The sequence below is a fragment of the Halomonas sp. genome (assembly GCF_041689495.1).
Lineage (GTDB): Bacteria > Pseudomonadota > Gammaproteobacteria > Pseudomonadales > Halomonadaceae > Halomonas.
This window is the reverse complement of sequence record NZ_JBDNGD010000044.1, coordinates 1-1,592: the sequence shown is the minus strand read 5'-3', so window position 1 is coordinate 1,592 and position 1,592 is coordinate 1. Positions and strand designations below refer to the sequence as shown.

The window sequence follows — 1,592 nt, the reverse complement described above, 5'->3', positions numbered from 1 at the left end:
GCGCCGACCTGATGAGTGCCGAGTACGACGAGACGCCGTTGGGCCAGTTGGCCGACGACTGGGTACGCAACTTCCAGCGCGATGCCTCGCGGGAGGCCGGCATCTTCCATCACTTGATCACCCTGCCGACCTACCACACCGCAGCCCTCTCCGCCGACAACCTGGCCAAGGGCTACTTCGGCGAAGAAGGCATGCTGGCCTATGTGGCGGGCGTCCAGCGTCGCAAACTCCGCGAGGGCATCGCCACCGTCAGGCACCAGGACATGGCCGGCTCCAACATCGGTGACGACCACAAGGAGTTCTTCCACGGCGAGGCGGCGCTGAAGGCCGGTGGCAAGGACAACACCATGAACCAGTTCGGCTGACCTCGAGGTTTCCACATTGTTTGACCAAGTCACGGGGTAGCATGGTGGCACCTCTACCGGCACCGCTGGTCAAAGCGCCAGCTGCTGGTTAAGCTGAGGAATACGACGCATGCATCTATCCCGCGATTCGCGACAGGATGTCACCTGGGCTCGTCCCGGACACAACACCCCTGCAGGAGGTCATTCATGAAACATCTTCTTCCCATTCTCGCCATCGGCCTGCTTACCCTGGCCGGCTGCGCCAACACGGCGCCCTACTCGGGCAATGTCTATTCCGGCAACCAGGCCACCGCGGCCCAGAATGTCACCTTCGGCACCATCTCCGCTCTTCGTCAGGTCCAGATCCAGGCCGATAGCCGTGCGAGCGGCCTGCTCGGCAGCGGCGGCGGTGCCGTGATCGGCGGTATGCTGGGCAACCAGGTCGGCGGCGGCACCGGACGCCAGCTGGCGACCGTTGCCGGCGTCATCGGCGGTGCCGTGGCAGGCACCAAGATCGAGGAATCCGCCAACCGCATGGCGGCCTGGGAAATGGAAATCCGCCAGGACAACGGCCAGAACGTGGTGATCGTCCAGAAGGCCGAACAGAACTTCCAGGTCGGCCAGCGCGTACGCATCATCGGTAGCGGCAACAATGTCAGCGTGGCGCCCTACTGAGGCGGAAACAGCCGTCACAGACGAGAACCTTCAGAACCTGAAAGACAAAAGGCCCGCGGAACTTCCGCGGGCCTTTTGTCTTTGCATCTTCATATCCCGAAAAAACGTGCTCTAAAGAGAGGCGTGCTTCAGAAAGAGAGGCACCGGAATTATTACGAATTCGCCTTGCGTGTCGCCCAACTCAACAGTTTCATGCCGATCAGCCCGACCAAGCCAAGCAGGATCACGATCAGCAAGATGTCGACGGGTCGCACCAGGGTGGTCGCACCCAGCACCGCCAATGCCAGGCTCCACACCAGGCGGTTCTCGCCCCTCGTTGCCATGACCGCCGGCATCACCTTGTCCAGGCCGGGGCTGACGCTGGCCTCCCAGCGAGCGTAGCAAAGGAAGAGGATCGCAACGAAGGCAATCAACCAGATCACGGCTTCAACCATGGGGTATCTCCATACGTCTAGGGGTCATTGGCTCGAAAAGGCTCCGGCAAGGGTATCGCCGCCCGAACAGGCACGCAACTGTCGGGAAAGGCGTGAATGTGACTCAGGATGACGGCTGGCATCCTGAAATTCCGCCATC

The 1,592-nt window shown here is 61.7% G+C and carries 2 protein-coding genes and 1 pseudogene; 2 read left to right on the top strand and 1 reads right to left on the bottom strand.

All coding sequences use genetic code 11. The annotated features are described in order from the left end of the window. Together ACESMD_RS01495 and ACESMD_RS01490 are read left to right on the top strand one after the other, a co-directional pair. Window positions 1-365, top strand: a pseudogene (locus ACESMD_RS01495) (isocitrate lyase); the annotation flags it as partial. A gap of 186 nt (window positions 366-551) precedes the next feature. Beyond that, the gene (locus ACESMD_RS01490; RefSeq protein ID WP_372609659.1) at window positions 552-1,019 is read left to right on the top strand and encodes a glycine zipper 2TM domain-containing protein; all 468 of its coding nucleotides are present in this window, start codon (window positions 552-554) and stop codon (window positions 1,017-1,019) included. Window positions 1,020-1,171: 152 nt separating this feature from the next. Here ACESMD_RS01490 and ACESMD_RS01485 read toward each other — a convergent pair whose 3' ends face one another. Next, window positions 1,172-1,453 (bottom strand): hypothetical protein, encoded by a 282-nt coding sequence (locus ACESMD_RS01485; RefSeq protein ID WP_372609657.1) that lies wholly within the window; start codon window positions 1,451-1,453, stop codon window positions 1,172-1,174. Between the last annotated feature and the right edge of the window lie 139 nt (window positions 1,454-1,592).

Excerpts from the sequence above, each read along its gene's own strand:
- ACESMD_RS01490 (WP_372609659.1), top strand. The coding sequence starts at position 552 with ATGAAACATCTTCTTCCCATTCTCGCCATCGGCCTGCTTACCCTGGCC.
- ACESMD_RS01485 (WP_372609657.1), bottom strand. The coding sequence starts at position 1,453 with ATGGTTGAAGCCGTGATCTGGTTGATTGCCTTCGTTGCGATCCTCTTC.